This is a genomic window from Zobellia russellii (genome assembly GCF_018728565.1).
GTDB lineage: Bacteria > Bacteroidota > Bacteroidia > Flavobacteriales > Flavobacteriaceae > Zobellia > Zobellia russellii.
The window spans coordinates 42,769-59,307 of sequence record NZ_JACSOI010000004.1; the positions used below are offsets into that span (position 1 = coordinate 42,769).

General features: G+C 38.6%; 14 protein-coding genes. 8 read left to right on the top strand and 6 right to left on the bottom strand.

Features of this window, described 5'->3' with window-relative positions; genetic code table 11:
• The 5 genes from H9565_RS10905 (at nucleotide 1) to H9565_RS10925 (ending at nucleotide 5,035) form a co-directional block, all read left to right on the top strand.
• Nucleotides 1-777, top strand: coding sequence for an SDR family NAD(P)-dependent oxidoreductase (locus H9565_RS10905; protein ID WP_215439556.1), 777 nt, complete (start codon nucleotides 1-3; stop codon nucleotides 775-777).
• A 53-nt stretch (nucleotides 778-830) separates the two neighbouring features.
• Entirely contained in the window at nucleotides 831-1,685 is an 855-nt protein-coding gene (locus H9565_RS10910; RefSeq protein ID WP_215439558.1) for a fumarylacetoacetate hydrolase family protein, read from the top strand.
• A gap of 10 nt (nucleotides 1,686-1,695) precedes the next feature.
• Nucleotides 1,696-2,484, top strand: a complete 789-nt coding sequence (locus H9565_RS10915) for an SDR family oxidoreductase (protein WP_215439560.1) — start codon at nucleotides 1,696-1,698, stop codon at nucleotides 2,482-2,484.
• Between the two features lie 5 nt (nucleotides 2,485-2,489).
• On the top strand, nucleotides 2,490-3,809 hold the full coding sequence (gene fucP / locus H9565_RS10920) for an L-fucose:H+ symporter permease (protein WP_215439563.1): 1,320 nt from the start codon (nucleotides 2,490-2,492) through the stop codon (nucleotides 3,807-3,809).
• Nucleotides 3,810-3,871: 62 nt separating this feature from the next.
• Entirely contained in the window at nucleotides 3,872-5,035 is a 1,164-nt protein-coding gene (locus H9565_RS10925; protein WP_215439565.1) for an alpha-hydroxy acid oxidase, read from the top strand.
• A gap of 28 nt (nucleotides 5,036-5,063) precedes the next feature.
• On the opposite strand, the gene H9565_RS10930 is transcribed toward H9565_RS10925, so the two are convergent.
• The 4 genes from H9565_RS10930 to H9565_RS10945 form a co-directional block, all read right to left on the bottom strand.
• Nucleotides 5,064-6,491, bottom strand: coding sequence for a DUF1593 domain-containing protein (locus tag H9565_RS10930; protein WP_215439567.1), 1,428 nt, complete (start codon nucleotides 6,489-6,491; stop codon nucleotides 5,064-5,066).
• Between the two features lie 60 nt (nucleotides 6,492-6,551).
• Nucleotides 6,552-7,127, bottom strand: coding sequence for a YdeI/OmpD-associated family protein (locus tag H9565_RS10935; protein WP_215439569.1), 576 nt, complete (start codon nucleotides 7,125-7,127; stop codon nucleotides 6,552-6,554).
• Nucleotides 7,128-7,133: 6 nt separating this feature from the next.
• Entirely contained in the window at nucleotides 7,134-7,562 is a 429-nt protein-coding gene (locus tag H9565_RS10940) for a DUF1801 domain-containing protein (RefSeq protein WP_215439571.1), read from the bottom strand.
• Between the two features lie 96 nt (nucleotides 7,563-7,658).
• On the bottom strand, nucleotides 7,659-8,294 hold the full coding sequence (locus H9565_RS10945) for a hypothetical protein (RefSeq protein ID WP_215439573.1): 636 nt from the start codon (nucleotides 8,292-8,294) through the stop codon (nucleotides 7,659-7,661).
• Nucleotides 8,295-8,502: 208 nt separating this feature from the next.
• On the opposite strand from H9565_RS10945, the gene trxA reads away from it, so the two are divergent.
• The 3 genes from trxA (at nucleotide 8,503) to upp (ending at nucleotide 10,708) form a co-directional block, all read left to right on the top strand.
• Nucleotides 8,503-8,802 carry a thioredoxin gene (gene trxA, locus H9565_RS10950; RefSeq protein WP_215439575.1) on the top strand — a complete coding sequence of 100 codons (300 nt, stop codon included), beginning with the start codon at nucleotides 8,503-8,505 and terminating at the stop codon, nucleotides 8,800-8,802.
• A 31-nt stretch (nucleotides 8,803-8,833) separates the two neighbouring features.
• Nucleotides 8,834-9,832, top strand: a complete 999-nt coding sequence (locus H9565_RS10955; RefSeq protein WP_215439577.1) for a Tll0287-like domain-containing protein — start codon at nucleotides 8,834-8,836, stop codon at nucleotides 9,830-9,832.
• Nucleotides 9,833-10,054: 222 nt separating this feature from the next.
• Nucleotides 10,055-10,708: a uracil phosphoribosyltransferase gene (upp, locus tag H9565_RS10960; RefSeq protein ID WP_215439578.1), complete on the top strand. Its 654-nt coding sequence runs from the start codon at nucleotides 10,055-10,057 to the stop codon at nucleotides 10,706-10,708.
• Between the two features lie 53 nt (nucleotides 10,709-10,761).
• Here upp and H9565_RS10965 read toward each other — a convergent pair whose 3' ends face one another.
• Both H9565_RS10965 and H9565_RS10970 read right to left on the bottom strand, forming a co-directional pair.
• Nucleotides 10,762-12,240, bottom strand: coding sequence for a sulfatase (locus tag H9565_RS10965; protein ID WP_215439579.1), 1,479 nt, complete (start codon nucleotides 12,238-12,240; stop codon nucleotides 10,762-10,764).
• Nucleotides 12,241-12,365: 125 nt separating this feature from the next.
• Nucleotides 12,366-16,463, bottom strand: a complete 4,098-nt coding sequence (locus tag H9565_RS10970; RefSeq protein WP_215439581.1) for a hybrid sensor histidine kinase/response regulator transcription factor — start codon at nucleotides 16,461-16,463, stop codon at nucleotides 12,366-12,368.
• Between the last annotated feature and the right edge of the window lie 76 nt (nucleotides 16,464-16,539).

A 16,539-nucleotide genomic window follows, 5' to 3' on the forward strand; every position in this document is an offset into this window, starting at 1 on the left:
ATGAAGTTTAGTTTAAAAGATAAATTGGCAGTGGTTACCGGTGGAGGTAGCGGTATTGGTAGGGCCATTTGCTTGGCACTGGCAGAGCAAGGTGCAATTCTTCATATTCTGGAAATGAACGAGGAAAACGCAAAGGAAACGGTAACGCTAATTGAGAATATGGGAGGTAAGGCCCATACCTACGGTTGTAATGTAGCGGTGCAGAAAGAAGTAGTTACGGCATTTGAAAACATAACAGCCAAAGGTCCGGTAGATATTTTAATCAACAATGCGGGCGTAGCCCATATAGGGAATTTAGAAAACTGCAAGGAAGAAGACTTAGACCGTTTGTACGATGTTAATATCAAAGGGGTATACAATTGTATGTATGCTAGTATTGATTCCTTAAAGCAAACGAACGGTGTAATTATCAACATGGCATCCATAGCTTCATCGGTAGGTATCAATGATAGGTTTGCTTATTCCATGACCAAGGGCGCCGTATTAACCATGACTTATTCCGTGGCCAAAGATTATCTTAAGGATGGCATCAGATGTAATTGTATTTCTCCGGGTAGGGTACACACTCCATTTGTTGACGGGTTTATCAATAAAAATTATCCGGGTAGGGAAAAGGAAATCTTTGAAAAGCTTTCCAAAACCCAGCCTATTGGTCGTATGGGAAAACCGGAGGAAGTCGCGAATTTGGCCGTGTACCTTTGTTCGGAAGAGGCTTCGTTTATTACGGGAACCAATTTTCCAATAGATGGAGGGTTTGTTACACTAAACGGTTCGTAGTACAACTAGAATTAAAAATAAATAAAGAGACCTAATAAAATATCAGCATACATATGAAATTAATAAGATTTGGAAGTATAGGGAATGAAAAACCCGGAGTACAATTGAATAACGGCACACGCTTGGATGTTTCCGGATTTGTATCGGACTATAACGAAGATTTTTTTGGAGGTGATGGCATTGAAAAGCTAAGCAATTGGTTGAGTGAAAATGAAAAAAACTGTCCCGAGGTTCCTAATGATGTACGTTTAGGTTCACCTTTGGTACGCCCCTCAAAAATTGTGTGTGTGGGCTTAAACTATGCTAAGCACGCTGCCGAAAGTGGAATGGCTATCCCTAAAGAACCGGTTCTTTTCTTTAAATCAACCTCTGCTATTGTTGGTCCAAATGATGATGTGATCATTCCGAAGAACAGTGAAAAAACCGACTGGGAAGTAGAACTGGCCATTGTCATCGGAAAAAAAGCCTCTTATGTTGAGGACAAGGATGCTTTGGACCATGTGGCCGGCTATGTACTGCACAATGACTATAGCGAACGTGCTTTCCAAATAGAGAAAGAAGGACAATGGTGCAAGGGAAAAGGGTGCGATACTTTTGCGCCTATAGGTCCGTTTATTGCCACTGCCGATGAAATCAAGAATCCTAATAATCTTGATTTATGGTTAAAGCTGAACGGAGAAACGCTTCAAGATAGCAACACCTCCGATTTTATTTTCAATGTAGAGGAAGTGGTAAGTTATATCAGTCAGTACATGACCTTATTGCCTGGCGATATTATTTCTACGGGAACACCATCAGGTGTAGGTCTAGGTTTTAATCCACCTAAATACCTTAAAGAAGGTGATGTTGTAGAGTTAGGAATTGAAGGTCTAGGCAGCTCTAAACAGCAGGTAAAGGCTTATAAATAATAGTAAGGAGATGGATTTAAACTTAAAGGACAAAGTCATAATTGTAACCGGAGGCTCTAAGGGAATTGGTCTAGCCATTAGTCAGGTACTGTCAAAAGAGGGGGCAATTCCCTATATCATTGGCAGAAACAAACCTAATATTATTGGAGTGGCCAAAGAAATTGAAAAAACTGGTGGTCAAGTGGGTTTTGCCTTTGCGGAATTAACAGATCCAGAACAATGTAAAGCTGCCGTAGAACAGGTAATTTCTAGGTTCGGAAGAATTGACGGTCTTGTAAATAATGCTGGCGTAAATGATGGCGTAGGGCTGGAAAAAGGAAATTATAAAGACTTTATGGCCTCTCTACACAAGAGTTTGGTCCATTACTACTTAATGGCGCAGTATGCACTTCCGGAACTTAAAAAGAACAAAGGATCCATAGTTAACATTGGATCTAAAACTTCTTTTACCGGACAAGGAGGTACTTCTGGCTATGCCGCATCTAATGGTGGTAGAAATGCGTTGACCAGGGAATGGGCCGCAGAACTTTTACCGTATGAGATACGGGTAAATGCCGTAATTGTAGCAGAATGTTATACACCTTTGTACGAACGGTGGATTGAAACATTTCCGGAACCTGAGAAAAAATTAAAAAGCATCACGGATAAAATTCCATTGGGCAATCGTATGACTACGGCTGCTGAAATAGCCAACACAGTTGTTTTTCTTTTGTCAGAAGTATCAAGCCATACTACGGGACAGTTAGTATTTGTAGATGGCGGATATACACATTTGGATAGGGCAATAACAGCAGAATAAACCATATGAAAACCGAAGAAAAAGTACCAGTAGTAGCTAAAAACATCCTTTTTCCGTTTATACTTATTACTTCTTTATTTGCCCTTTGGGGTTTTGCTAATGATATTACCAATCCCATGGTAGCGGCATTTAAAAGAATATTGGAACTCAATAATACACAGGCTTCGTGGGTACAGGCGGCTTTTTACGGGGGTTATTTTACCATGGCTTTACCTGCTGCGTATGTGGTAAAGAAGTTCAGCTATAAAGTAGGGATTTTAGTAGGTCTGGCCTTATATGCGGTGGGTGCGTTAATGTTTTATCCCGCAGCGGCTATGGAGAACTATTTGTTTTTTCTTTTGGCTTTATATGTGCTGACCTTTGGTCTTGCCTTTCTGGAAACCACGGCCAACCCTTATATATTGGCAATGGGTGCGGAAGAAACGGGAACTTTGCGCTTAAACCTCGCTCAGGCTTTTAACCCCTTAGGGGCGCTTTCTGGTTTGTTTGTGGCCCAGTTTTTTATTCTGGGGGCATTGCAGTCGGATGATATGGCGGAAGATGGTTCCTATATTTATGAAACCTTATCGGAATCAGCAAAGGCTGCCGTCAAAACTTCGGACCTAATGGTAATCAGGAACCCTTATGTAGGGCTGGGACTCTTCGTGATTTTTATGTTCGTGGTGATTGCTATGGTAAAAATGCCGGAGGGTAAAACGGAAAATCAAGTCGGTTTAGGGGAATCCATAAAAAGAATATTTAAAAAGGAACGTTTTGTAGGCGGTATGCTTACCCAAATGTTCTACGTTGGTGCACAAATCATGTGTTGGACCTACATTTATCAATACGCCGAAAATATTGGTATTAATAATAGGGATGCGGTAAACTACGCTTATGCGGCCTTAATAATTTTTCTTATCAGTCGGTTTTTGTGCACCTATCTCATGAAATTCATCAATTCTGGGAGGTTGCTTATGATGCTTTCTATCTTGGCGATAGTATTCTGTGCAGGTACTATTTTCATACAGGGCGAAGTAGGTCTCTATTCTCTAGTTATGGTCTCGTTTTGTATGTCTTTAATGTTCCCTACTATTTACGGAATTGCTTTAACGGGACTGGGAGATGACGCTAAATCGGCTTCGGCCTTCTTGGTCATGGCCATTGTTGGAGGCGCATTCATGCCAATGTTACAAGGATTGATTTTGGATATTGGAGGGTCGGGATATAGTGATGTACGCATACTTGGCGTGCCCGAAGTAAATTTTTCATTTATACTTCCTATGATGTGTTTTTTTGTGGTGGCTTTTTATGGTCACAGGACATATAAAAAATACGATTTGGAATAGATTAGTTTGATATAAAATTGAACGGTGCCTCCAAAAGAGGTAGTGTAATAGAATTTATTACAATGGGAAAAAAAACTGCAATAGGCTGGGATGCACGTTATCCTTCTATAGATGATTTACGAAATAGGGCAATGAAGAAAATTCCAAAATTCGCTTTTGAATATTTGGATGGGGGATGCAATGAAGATGTAAACCTGCACAAGAATACCGCCCAAATCCGTGATGTAGAATTATTGCCATATTACCTCAGTAACCACACGAAATCGGTGATGAAAACCGAGATTTTTGGACATACTTACGATGCTCCTTTTGGTATTGCACCTGTAGGTCTACAAGGACTCATGTGGCCCAATGCTCCGGAAATATTGGCTAAAGCGGCCTTTGAGCATAACGTTCCTTTTGTATTGAGTACGGTAAGTACCAGTAGTATTGAGCGCATTTCGGAGATTACGGAAGGCAAGGCCTGGTTTCAATTGTACCATCCTACGGAAAATACCTTGCGGGATGATATTATTAGACGCGCTGCGGTAGCGGAATGCCCGGTTCTGGTTATTCTTTGTGATGTACCTACTTTTGGTTTTAGACCAAGGGATATAAGAAACGGATTGGCCATGCCCCCTAAAATGTCAGTAAAAAATATTCTGCAAATTATGGGCAAACCGGAATGGGCAATGAAAACCCTTATTCATGGGCAACCTAATTTTGAAACCTTAAAGCCCTATATGCCCAAGGGACTCGATTTAAAACAGCTAGGTAAATTCATGGACCAAACTTTTTCCGGCAGATTGAACGAAGAAAAAATAAAACCAATCCGCGATATGTGGAAAGGCAAGTTGGTTCTAAAAGGAGTAGCCAATGAAGCCGATGTAGAAAAAGCGTTACGGCTAGGTATAGATGGAGTTATTGTGTCCAATCACGGTGGTAGACAGTTAGACGCCGGGGAGTCTACCATCAAACCTTTATCTAGAATAGCGGAAAAATATGGAGACCAGCTTACGGTCATGATGGATAGCGGTATTCGCTCAGGACCGGATATAGCTCGCACATTGGCCAGTGGAGCCAAATTTACCTTTATGGGACGGTCGTTTATGTACGGTGTTAGTGCGTTGGGAAGTAATGGTGGAAACCATACTATTTCCCTACTAAAAACCGAACTACAACAAGTAATGGAACAAATTTGTTGTGAAAGGGTAGAGGACTTTCCAAAGCATTTAATTTCCAAATAGAATTCTACAATAGAAAACCTTGGGCAGGTTAGGGCTTTACAGTTATAATAATCCTTTTATAACTAGATAATGCAGGTGTGCCTTTATCCGTTACTTTTAGAATCATATGAACGGTCATTTCTTTTTCTACCTTTGGGGCAGCAAAAGAAACTAAATGGGCATTTTCGGTTCCTCCTATTTTTATTGGTTTTTTATACGTGCCCGCCTCGGGGTAATCAAACCAAAGAAAGCTTAGGCTATCTCCATCCGGGTCAGTAGAATCAAAGGCATCAAGTGTTATGCCTTTTCCCGATTTCACTGTAATTCTGTCAGCATGTTTTAAAGCGATTACCGGAGCGTGATTGGCTTCGGAAAATGGTAGGGTGCACCAATCCATTCGGGCTGCGAAATCATTTTGAAAATCATCTCTCCATCGCCATAGAGAAACTTTATCACCTTTAAAAACGGTGGTGTCTAATTCTACATTTCTACCATAATCTTTTGCTAGATAAGGAGAGAATCTATCTTCTGTATTGGTCCAAATTGGCCTAGTTTCAACTTCAAAGGGTACACCGGAATTCCCTTTCTTCCGACCGGAAAAAGTAGGTCTTAGAAATTCATACCTACCGCCCCAACCACCCCAATTAGGATGTTCAGGGGCGTTTAATCCGTTAGGGATAAGAGATAAGAAAGCTGGGGTGTCACCTTCAACTCCCCATGCAACATCAGGGTATAAGGCCCCAAGTGGACCATGTCCTTGTTGTATGTTTTCAGAAATCCAAGTGTTACTAATTTCGGTATTGTCAATACCCTTAATAAAGCTATTTATGCCATTCCAAGTGGCTGTACCATAATCGTCACCTGGGCTTACGATATAAAAGAGGTCTTGAAATTTATCCCTGATCCAAATCCCGCTATCATCTTGGTCGGAAATGGTATAGACCCGTAATTTGGAAATGAGTCGTTTTTGTTCTTCCTTGGTTTTGGTGTTCTTTATTTTCAATAAAGCTTGAGCCAAGGTATTGGCACCTCCCCAAACGGAAATCCACAAAGGGCGCTCATCTTTCTCTTCAAGTGTTTTAATGATCCAATCAGAACCTTCGGAGTCTTTATCCTTTCCAACACCCAACATTCCATAAACAGGTAGACCGGATTTTACCAATGGAAATAAATCTTCCGGTTTTGGGAAATCCGGATGATGCAATTTAAGGTTGGGCTGCACTTCTGCATAAGCGGAAAGCACTTTGTTTATTGATTCCGGATGTACGGAATTTTTAAGCCAACAAGAAGTAGTGGCTACTATACCTTTTATATCTATTTCGTTGGCGTACAGGAGTAAACGTACCAATGATTGTGTGTCATCCGGGTCAGCCTCAATATCCGTAAGAATGATTACCCTGCTCTTTTTAGAAGTTTCTTGTGCTATAAGAACACTAAAGTTCAGCGTAAATAAAAGTAGGAAAAAGAGTTTTTTCATAATGGTGAATTTTGGTGGTAGGGGAAAATCACTAAGCTTTTAAAAGTAGCAATTTTTCTTTTACAAAAATTGTTTTGGTTTTTGGTTTTTACCGGCGTTCTCCGCGATTTCTTGAATACGTTTTTGCCGGGTTTCTTTTCTTTTGGCGGAAATTACCCAATATAGAAGCTGTTTTTTTCCGGACTTGCTTAGTGCAATATAGAATTCTGTAGCACCTTTTCTTTTTTTTAATTCTTCGGCGAGGTCAGCTGGTATTTCCAAGGCTTCCACAGTGTCCAATATAGTCCATGAACCATTGGCTTTTGCTATAGCTATACTTTTGTGGCCAGCTTGGGTCATAAGACCTTTTTTGGTGAGCGATGTTACTTTCTCTTTATTGATTTTAGACCAGTTGCTTACGGCTTTTCGCTTGCAAAAGTATTGTTTGTACCGCTCTGCATCAATAGTTCGTTTTGTGCTATCTATCCAACCATAACAGAGAGCATGGTCTACAGCTTGGCTCCAGGATAGATTGGTATTTGCTGTATTCCTTTTGTGGATAACCAACCAAACGGAGTTTTTTTGCTGATGGTTTTTTTCTAACCATTTCCGCCATTCCTGTTGGTTTGCTGGGCAATAGATTTCGGTTTCTTCCATACCTCATTAAATACCAAGGGTAGGCAAATGTTTTACTTTATGATAGGTTAAGGCAGATTTAATGCAGTAAGTAAGTTCTTCTGTGGGAAGTTCACTATTCAGATTAAAGACTATAGCTCTCTTCCCTTCATACTCAAAAGTGTCTTTAAATACGGTCTTAAAGGTTTCTACCAATCTACTGGTGCATTTAAAATAGAGCGCATATTGGTCTGGGGATTTGGCTTTCCAATCTATGCGAAGGGTGCTGCCTATTTTGGTCAGGTAACTGGGTTCTCCCCATTTTAGGGTTTCCTCTAATTGGGCTATACCTTCCGTTGCTTTGGCGGTGTCTATGACCAGTTTTCGTAAAGCTATCATCTGAGGGCGCACATAATCCGGATAACCGGCGAATACAGATTCCACTTCTGGATTGATATCTAACTGTAAATCTTGCATGGATATAAGTTGGTTGCGTAGTTAAATGTAACCAATAGAATCCGTTTTGGCAATGCCAAGTGATAGATATAGAGAGGAGATTTAAACTGTTGTGGCCTATTCGTCTTTCCTAAAAATTAAATCTTGCTCTTCCATGGCAGTAACGACCAATTGAATATAGTCGTCCACGGCTTTTTCAATATTCTTTGGGTCGGAGATATCAATACTTCCTCGCCAAATCATAGATCGGTCCTTGCCTTCACAAATGCAGTAGAGGGTAGTCTCGGCATGGTAAATATTAAAATCATCGTAGTAATTATCGTCATAAAAAATATCTTGATTTTCTAGATAATCATCGTTAAATCTACCCTTGTAGTTATCCAATTTTGAAATAGCGCTCAAAAAACTTTCCCGATTTTCGGAACCGGTGATTTTGGTAAATAGTATGGCGTCAAAATCTTTGTCCAAAAGACTTTGCTCTACGGCATCAAGTTCCTTTTCGGATTTTTTGGAGTTGGTAAAAGAAACATCAAAGACATCCAAGCTCTGCATGGCCTCAACATTTCTTTTGGTAAATTCCTTTTGTAATTTGGCCTCAAAACTTTCTCTTGCATTTTGGTTTTGGGTCATACCTACAATAAGTACTTTCTGAGCATCGAACAGAACAATATCCGGATTTTTCCAATTTTCCACTAAACTAGCAGAGGAACAACCAAGACACAGTAGCAACAATAATGGGGCTAATTTTTTCATGTTTATCTACAACTTTTAAGGGATAGTTAGAGGTTGTTTTTTAAAGGTGTTAAGCGTAAAGTAATCTATTTAAAACCGACTTAGATTATATACTCTTTCCCGTTCTGTAATTGGATAAAAGTAACAGGTTTAAATTATGTAAACTATGATAAAAGTCAGTTAAATTGAGGTGTTATTTAAGTAATTTTATGAATCGAAATTAAAAAAGATGAAAAGCAGTTTCAAAAATATAATAGATTCGGACACTCCGGTATTAGTAGATTTTTTTGCTGATTGGTGCGGCCCTTGTAAAATGTTGGCGCCAATTTTAAAACAGGTCAAGGATGAGCTGGGAGAAGATGTTAAGATAGTAAAGATTGATGTAGATAAGAACCAACCGCTAGCAGGCACATATAATGTTCGTGGTGTACCCACAATGATCTTGTTTAAGAACGGAAAGCAAGTATGGAGACAATCAGGTGTTTTGCAAAAAAATGACATTGTACAAATTGTAAAGTCGAATTCTTAATGCGATTTAATTTTATCTAATTCAACCAAAAATGAAAAAGTACTCCATTTTTCTATTGATCATTATTTTCTTTACAGGTTGTAAAGAAACGAAGAAGGTTAAAATTGAATCTGCGCAAAATATTGAAGAAACGCAGAGTGCTAAAACTCAAGAACCGCATCCAGGGAAGGTAATTATGGAGCGGGAATGTTACCTATGTCATGATCCAAAAGCAAAAGTGGCGGATAGATTTGCACCTCCCATGGAAGCAATTAAAAGATATTATATAGATTCTACCGTTTCTCAACAGGAATTTACGGAAGCTCTGATTAAGTGGATAAATGATCCCGAGACAGAAACCAAGATACCTGCCGCACACAAAGAGTTTGGGCCTATGCCATATTTGCCCAATCGTGAGGATGCTTTGACGCAGATAGCAGATTACATTTTCAACAATGAATTGGAACGACCAGAAGGATTTGATGAACATTTTAAATCTTCGCACAAGGCAGGAGCAGATTTAGAAGATTGTAATTGTTATGAAAACCCAGGACCGGAAAAAGTGTATGGATCCATAGGCATGGCCTATGCAAAAGAAGCCAAAAAAGCACTAGGTCAAAGCCTTACAAAAGCTATTCAGGAAAAAGGAACTGTCGGGGCCATTGAGTTTTGTAATCTTAAGGCTATACAAATTACGGATAGCGTTTCATTGATGAAAAATGCTGCTATTAATAGAGTTTCGGACAAACTAAGAAATCCTAAAAATAAAGCTACTCCAAAGGAATTGGAATATATAAACTGGTTTAAAGAAGTTTTGGAAGCTGGTGATGAAATTTCGCCTGTTGTTGAGACAGAAGATGGAGAGGTGTCTTTTTATTACCCAATTGTAACCAATGCACTTTGTTTACAATGTCATGGAACACCTAATACGCAAGTAATGCCAGAGACTATGACAGCATTGAACAAATTGTATCCTAATGATATGGCACTTGGCTATGATGTAAATCAAGTGAGGGGCATGTGGAGTATAGAGTTTTATACGGACAAATAACAATATCTATTTAGCTAAATAATACCTGAGTTGAATTGGGGAATCGATAAAGGTTTTTAGCAAGTATTAATTAGATGGTTGGAAAAAGGGTGTTGCATGGCAATGCCCTTTTTTATTTGGTTTAAATTCTTCTAGGATGATTTAATCCTACTTTTTGAGATTATTAAAAAAGTAGGATACCTTTGTTAAAATAGATTTCTCAATATTAATAAAACACAAAGTATGACAGTCCATAATCTAGGTGAACACAATTCGCTCATGAACAAGTTTATTTCAGAAATAAGGGATGTGGACTTGCAAAAGGATACTATGCGTTTTAGACGGAATATTGAACGTATAGGGGAGATACTCAGCTATGAAATGAGTAAATCCTTGCACTTTAATAAAAGTAATGTTATCACCCCATTGGGCGCGAAAGAAATGCAATTGCCCACAGACCAATTGGTTCTATGCTCTATTTTACGTGCGGGATTACCATTACACCAAGGAATGTTGAATTACTTTGATGGGGCTGAGAATGCCTTTATATCGGCATATAGACACCATGAAGGAGACCAAGATGAGTTTGAGGTAATCGTGAACTATTTTGCGGCACCTTCTTTAGAAGGTAAAGTGTTGGTACTTGCCGATCCTATGTTGGCAACGGGCAGAACTTTGGAAAATGTGCTAAAAGCACTTAAAAATCATGGTACACCGGCGCAGATACATATTGTTTCTGTTATTGGGGCAAAAGAAGGGGTAGACCATGTGCAAAAGGTGTTCCCTGAAAACACCCAATTGTGGATTTCGGCTATAGACCCGGAATTGAATGCACGTGGTTATATTATTCCTGGAATAGGTGATGCGGGCGACTTGGCCTATGGGGCCAAGCTTTAGACTGCCCATAACCATATCAATATATCTTGATTTTATTTTTTTAAAACGAATTCCTATTGGTTTGCGCTAGGGTCATATGCTTCATTTACTGTAGTAGGTATTGGCGCCTTTGTTTGTTTGCGCCATCTGTTTAATTGTTTGTATAGTTCTTTGGTCTTAGCGGGGTTTTGTTTTGCCAGATTATTTTTTTCACCAATATCCGTGTTTAAGTTGTAGAGCTCAAGTGCACCGTCCTCAAAATATTCATGCAGTTTCCATTCCCCAGAAATAATTACAGAACCTGGTCGTGTTCTAAACAGAGGGTCTCTGCCTTGATCATTTAGCTGGTTATATTTTTGAAGATAGATGGGGAAATGAAAATAGAGATTTCGTGCAACCGGCTGTTCTCCGTATAAGATAGGTTCAAGGTTTATACCATCAAGTAAATTGGCCTTCTCTTTAGGATTTGTAATATGCTGTAATGTAGGGTAGAAATCTAAATTGCTGACCGTTGCGGTTGATGTGGAGTTTGGCCTAATTTTTCCGGGCCACTTTATAACCAAAGGAACGCGAATACCACCTTCGTAATAAGAGCCTTTACCTGCGCGTAATGGGTTTTGTTCTGAAATAGACCGTATCCCACCATTATCCGAAGTAAAAATGACTAGCGTATTTTCTTCCAGCCCATTTTGCTTTAGGGCATCTAGGAGCCTGCCCACATTTTGGTCCATAGCATAGACCATTGCCGCGTAATCGGGTCTATTTTGCCCGTTTTGCCCTTTTTTCGATTTAAATTTAGTCACTAGGCCCTCTTTCCCCATAATGGGGGTGTGAACGGTATAGTAAGGCATGTATATGAAAAATGTGGTGTCTTTGTTTTGATTGATATAATGTATGGCCTCGTCCGTTAATCTATCGGTAAGATATTCTCCTTTTTTGCCGTTCGTAATATGATCTATTTTGTAAGGAGAAAAGTATCCGCCATTACCTGGATGACCTTTTTCACTTCCACCTATGTTATAATCAATCCCTTGCTTGTTAGGGTCTTTTCCAATATGCCATTTGCCAAAACTAGCGGTGGTATAGCCTGCAGATTTAAGCATTTGGGGCAAGGTGAAAATAGTATCTTTAAGATGGGCCGTATTTTTAATTGGAATCAGTTTTCTGGTTTTTATATCACCACGATCAGATGGACTTACGGTATAAACACCATGTCTAGGAGTGTTTAGACTTGAAATGAGACATGCCCTACTTGGAGCACAATTGGCCGCGCCTGCATAGGCATTATAAAAAACCATACCTTCTTTGGAAAACACATCTAAATTAGGAGTTTCGTAATATGTACTTCCCATAAATCCTAGATCCTTATAACCAAGGTCGTCTATATTAATTAGAACAATATTGGGTTTTTTAAGATTTTGGAGTTTTGTTTTGGCCGGTTTACATTGCAGTATGGCCAAGGGTAGAAGTGATATGAACAAAATTTTTATAGTACGGCTAATCATCTTACCTTTTTTGGTTAAGTGTACGGTGTTGTATGCTATCTTACACATCTCGTTGTAGTAAATCATAGCCGTAAATATACATCTCATCTACGGGGGCAAGGGGTGCAATAGTCCAAGAAGGGTATACAAATGTGCAGATTTTAATAAAAGTTAAGTGTTTATTATTTGTCTACTTAAACATTCGTGTTTGTCCCTTGAAAATGTAGCTTGCTATACTCTGTAGGGCTCACTCCGTATGCTTTGCTAAAACATTTGCTAAAGTATTTTTGATTATTGAAACCGGTCATATAGGCAACTTCCGAGATATACATTTTATTGTTTTTCAATAACTGTGCGGCACGTTTTAGACGAATCTGTCTAATGAAGTTAACTGGAGTGTCATTATTGATAACTTGGAGTTTGCGATAGAGGTTGGCCCGGCTCATGCCCACTTCTGATGCTAAGAATTCTACGTTTAAAGAACTATCATCTATAAATTCCTCAATAATTTCTATGAGTCTACGAATAAACTTTTCGTCATTGGAATCAACCTTTAATTCTGACGGTTCAGGCGTTATAATTCTACTGTATTTGTCCTTAAGGTCTTTGCGCGAACTGAATGTGTTTTTTACCTTCCACTTTACGAATTCCAGACTAAAAGGCTTTTCAATGTAATCATCTGCCCCTAAACTAAGACACTCTATTTTAGACTCTTCAGAGTTTTTAGCGGTAAGCATAAATATAGGAATGGTTTTGGTATCCGGGTTGTTTTTTAACTTACCTAACATAGAAATACCATCCTCTATAGGCATAAGGATATCGCAAATAATTAAATCGGGTTTTTCCGATAAACAGGTGGCATACCCTTCCTGACCATTGCAAGCTTCAATGATATTAAAATCTTGTTTTAGCTCATCTCTCACCATTGAACGCAAATCATGATTGTCTTCTACGAGTAAGACTTTAGGTTTTTTGTCGGTCGTTTCTTTTGGTTTCATTTCCAATTGTGTAGAAACTTCTTCAATTACCTGAAATTCGGAGTTTTTTATAAAATTTTTGGTAAGTGGCGTGCCCCTGTTAATACGCTCTTTTTTATGATATCTGTTTTTGTTTATAGGCAGGTAGAACGTGAATTCCGTAAAAACGTTTTCTTCGCTTTCCACCTCAATCGTACCATAATGACGTTCCGTTAGTTTTTGTACCAATTCCATTCCAATACCGGTACCAGGTATTTGGTTGCTATATTTTTTTGTAGCTTGGTAGTAGCGGTCAAAAATTTGGGCAATATCTTTATGGGGAATACCTATACCATTGTCCCTAACGCTACATTTTATGTAATCTCCTGTGCGTATTTTTTTTCTGAAATTACGTTTTTCCTTAATGAAAACCTGTTCTAGGGTAACTTTGATAACACCATTCTTAGGGGTATACTTAAAGGCATTGGAAAGGAGGTTAAAAAGAATTTTCTCTAGAATATCTACATCATACCAACCTATGATTTCCTTCTCTTGGGTGTTAAACTGATAGTCTATATTGTAGATTTTAGCAAAATCATTGAATGCATTCTTTATGATTTCAATATCCTTGACAATATTGTTTTTTGAGATATGTAATTTTAATTTGCCTTCATCAAACTTTCTAATATCCATTAGCTGATTGATTAGCCGATGCATTCTAAGGGTGTTATTATATATCCGCTGGGAGGTAATGGGGCTTAGGGTGAATTTTTTGTCCTTAACCACTTTTTCTATGGTACCAAGAATTAGGGCAAGTGGTGTACGCAATTCATGGGATATATCCGTGAAGAATACCATTTTCATTCGGTTCATCTCATTGTCCTTTTCTCTACTAACCGTTTCTGCAACTAGTTTTTTCTTTAGTTTGTACCATCTTTTTATAACGAGCCAAGTAGTGTAGATAGAAGTAATCAGAAGAAGAAAATAGATAACATAAGCTAGATTACTTTTCCAATAGGGAGGTTTAATTGTAAAATTAAACGTGGCAGGATTATCGTTCCAAACCCCGTCACTATTAGAACTTTTTACTTTGAACACATAATCTCCCGGAGGCAGGTCATTGTAGTTGGCGTTACGGTTAGAGGCTTTGGTGTAATGCCAAAAATCATTTATACCTTCCAGCATATATGCAAATTGGTTTTTATTGGGAGCGGTAAAATCCAATGTAGAAAATTCAAAAGCAATATTATTTTTGTTGTGCTCCAAACTAAGGCTGTCCGCTGTATTCAAATACTTGTTGGAATGACTTTCGTTAGTTGGACTATTGGATTTGTCTAAGTCTCCAAAAATGGTATAACTGGTTATGATGGTATTCGGAACCAATGAAGCTTTCTTGTAGTTGTTGGGGGTAACGGAGAAGAAGCCACCAGGGCACCCAAAATATATTTTTCCATTACTGGCTACGGCTTGAGAGTTGAAGGTAAAGTGACTCTCGGTTACACCATCTTCAATTCCAAAATTCACGAATTTTTTTTCCGTGATATCAAATCTGGAAATACCGTCTCTTGTACTCAACCATAAGTTTTGGGATTTATCTTTTGCAACGCTCGCAACAGTAGTAGATACCAAACCTTCAGGTTTCCCATAGCTGGTAATGCTCCCGTATTTGCTGTCGTAAAAATTTAAACCTCCACCTCTGGTACCGATCCACATATTCCCTTCTTCGTCCTCAAGCAAGCATAGAATGGCGTTTGAGCTTAGGCCGTTTTCAAAAGAAGGATTGAATGTTTTGATTTCCTCATCAATTAAATTTACCTTAAACAAACCATCGCCACGTGTTCCTATCCATAAATTTTGACTTTGATCCAAATGCATGACGGATACATTTTTTCCAAAAAGGGCTGAAACTACTTTCTTTTTAAAAGTATTAACTGTGGTATCGGGGGTAATAATGTGAATGCCACCACCCCAAAGTCCTACCCATATTTCGGTCGGGTTTAAGGCAACAACATCGCGTACGTTGTAGTGGTATTTTTTTAAAGTGTCAAATTGTACCTTATCAGGGTTTGAACTATAATTTTTGGAAAGTAAAAGATGGTTACCGGTGCCGTATAGTATTTCTTTCTGGGAAAAATCCTTTTTAATGACACTATAATCTTGGTCGGCAGGTGCCAATAACTTTCTTGTACGGTTCTTAAGGTCAAAATTGTACAGTCCGTCCCTGTTCAATGTCACTAATAATTGATTGTTACCTAACATTAATAGGTCTTGTGTAAAACGGTTGCTCAAGTCTTTACCAAGGGTTGTGTAACCAAAAATCGAATTTCTGTCAATATGTTTCTTTATACCTTTATTGGTGGTAACCCATAGATTGTTGTACTTATCTATAATGGTAGAATTAATGCGGTTTTCGTAGGGATTGGTGTTCGTTTGCAGCTCTTCTTCTACATAATTAAAAACATAAGAGTTGTTCACTTTTTTTCCCTTGTATAAGCCAGATTGAGTACTCACCCATAAGGTGCCGGATTCTTGGTCTTTTGAGAAAGAAGTGAATTCCATTGGTTCTGGAGTCTCTTTAAAACCATCAATTTTTTCTAAAATCTTGATTTCAAATTGTTCTTTTCTGTATTCCAAAAGAAACATGCCTTCATCGGTAGTTGCCAACAAGGTGTTGTTTTCTGCGGATATAAGATGCGAGGTGTTCTTAAAGAATCCCGTATCTATAAGTTGCTCTTTCTTATTCAATGCCAATATCCCTTTGGGCGTAGCAAACCAACTCCTACCAAAAATGTCTTCATAGAAATCACTTACAGCCTTGTTTCCGGTCCAAATACTATTCTTTTGTTGATAGTTGAGCTGTGTATGGAATGTAATCTCGGAAAGTGACTCTTTAGGGGTAATTCTAACAATGCCTGTATTTCGCAAATTGGCCCAGACTGTACCATCTTCTGATTTTCCTAAGATTACGGTGGTATTGTTCTTGTAGAACCCTTTAAAACTATTGGTTTTTCTATGGTACCATATTAAATAGCTCTCACTTCCTATCCATAAATTCCCGTAACTGTCTTCTATAATGGAATTAATGCTATTATTGGGAATAGATGTCTCATCAAACACGTCATATTGGTTCTCTACCAATGCGTGGCCGTCATATCTGTAGAGGCCGCTATCTGTCCCCAACCATAAATACCCCAAGTGGTCTTCATATGCCACATTAGTTTTTTTGTTAAAACGGCTATCATCTATATGTAAGGCATGAAAATAGGCCTGTGCATTTTGCGCATTGCCAGTTATCCAGTAACAAACAAAAAGAAAAAAGGGGAGGATTTGCTTCATAAAAAGTAATCGGTTGGTGTGGTTACGAAGGTTTACATTTTGCTTTGAGGTATTTTTTAAAAGTAGTTCTAGGGAG

What these genes read in the sequence shown, in the direction of transcription:
- H9565_RS10905 (WP_215439556.1), top strand. Translation starts at nt 1, where the DNA reads ATGAAGTTTAGTTTAAAAGATAAATTGGCAGTGGTTACCGGTGGAGGT.
- H9565_RS10910 (WP_215439558.1), top strand. Translation starts at nt 831, where the DNA reads ATGAAATTAATAAGATTTGGAAGTATAGGGAATGAAAAACCCGGAGTA.
- H9565_RS10915 (WP_215439560.1), top strand. Translation starts at nt 1,696, where the DNA reads ATGGATTTAAACTTAAAGGACAAAGTCATAATTGTAACCGGAGGCTCT.
- fucP (WP_215439563.1), top strand. Translation starts at nt 2,490, where the DNA reads ATGAAAACCGAAGAAAAAGTACCAGTAGTAGCTAAAAACATCCTTTTT.
- H9565_RS10925 (WP_215439565.1), top strand. Translation starts at nt 3,872, where the DNA reads ATGGGAAAAAAAACTGCAATAGGCTGGGATGCACGTTATCCTTCTATA.
- H9565_RS10930 (WP_215439567.1), bottom strand. Translation starts at nt 6,491, where the DNA reads ATGAAAAAACTCTTTTTCCTACTTTTATTTACGCTGAACTTTAGTGTT.
- H9565_RS10935 (WP_215439569.1), bottom strand. Translation starts at nt 7,127, where the DNA reads ATGGAAGAAACCGAAATCTATTGCCCAGCAAACCAACAGGAATGGCGG.
- H9565_RS10940 (WP_215439571.1), bottom strand. Translation starts at nt 7,562, where the DNA reads ATGCAAGATTTACAGTTAGATATCAATCCAGAAGTGGAATCTGTATTC.
- H9565_RS10945 (WP_215439573.1), bottom strand. Translation starts at nt 8,294, where the DNA reads ATGAAAAAATTAGCCCCATTATTGTTGCTACTGTGTCTTGGTTGTTCC.
- trxA (WP_215439575.1), top strand. Translation starts at nt 8,503, where the DNA reads ATGAAAAGCAGTTTCAAAAATATAATAGATTCGGACACTCCGGTATTA.
- H9565_RS10955 (WP_215439577.1), top strand. Translation starts at nt 8,834, where the DNA reads ATGAAAAAGTACTCCATTTTTCTATTGATCATTATTTTCTTTACAGGT.
- upp (WP_215439578.1), top strand. Translation starts at nt 10,055, where the DNA reads ATGACAGTCCATAATCTAGGTGAACACAATTCGCTCATGAACAAGTTT.
- H9565_RS10965 (WP_215439579.1), bottom strand. Translation starts at nt 12,240, where the DNA reads ATGTGTAAGATAGCATACAACACCGTACACTTAACCAAAAAAGGTAAG.
- H9565_RS10970 (WP_215439581.1), bottom strand. Translation starts at nt 16,463, where the DNA reads ATGAAGCAAATCCTCCCCTTTTTTCTTTTTGTTTGTTACTGGATAACT.